Raw genomic sequence first — 639 nt, forward strand, 5'->3', positions numbered from 1 at the left:
GCTTTGCGGCATCGGGCCGAACAGGCCCGCTGCCGCACCCGCCCTCGACTCAAGGGCGGTACATTGACGTACTGAAACGCAGGAAAGGAGAATGATCGATGTTGAAGAATCTCACTTCCGACAGCAGCAGGCCGGCGCTCGATGTCGTAAATATCCTTGCCGGCATCGCGCTGGCGCTCTCGCCCTGGCTCCTTGGCTATGCTGCCGATGCTGTTGCCGTCTGGCACGCCTTCATCGCGGGCGTAATCACCGTTCTGATCGCGGCGCGCGCGTTGGTGGCGTTCCACAAATTTGAAGAATGGGCGAACCTTGTCGTCGGCCTGTGGATTGTGGCCGCACCTTGGGTGCTTGGCTTTGCCGGCCTGGCGGCAGCAATGTGGTCGCACGTCATCGCTGGCGTTGTGGTTGCGGCCCTGGCAGCAGCCAGCCTTTGGCTCGCGAACAACCGACCGCTTTCTGCAGCCTGATCATAGCCGCTGGCGGGTCCGGATCTTCCGGGCCCGCTCTTTTTTTACGCGCGAGACCACAATCGATGCTGATGCCGTTCCGGTTCGGCGATCTATCCCGCGTTTGTGTGAAGTGGCCGCCATGGACATGAGTAACAGGAAACACAGTTCAACCTCTGGTACTGGATCGGCC

The 639-nt window shown here is 60.9% G+C and carries 1 protein-coding gene; it reads left to right on the top strand.

From position 1 onward, the window contains the following. The first annotated feature begins 98 nt into the window (after nucleotides 1-98). Nucleotides 99-467: an SPW repeat protein gene (locus EN964_RS36470; RefSeq protein ID WP_127266517.1), complete on the top strand. Its 369-nt coding sequence runs from the start codon at nucleotides 99-101 to the stop codon at nucleotides 465-467. The last annotated feature ends 172 nt before the right edge of the window (nucleotides 468-639 follow it).

Origin of the sequence: Mesorhizobium sp. M7A.F.Ca.CA.001.10.2.1, from assembly GCF_003998575.1 — a bacterium.
Taxonomy (GTDB): Bacteria; Pseudomonadota; Alphaproteobacteria; order Rhizobiales; family Rhizobiaceae; genus Mesorhizobium.

Coding starts and splice junctions, on each gene's coding strand:
- EN964_RS36470 (WP_127266517.1), top strand. CDS start 99: ATGTTGAAGAATCTCACTTCCGACAGCAGCAGGCCGGCGCTCGATGTC.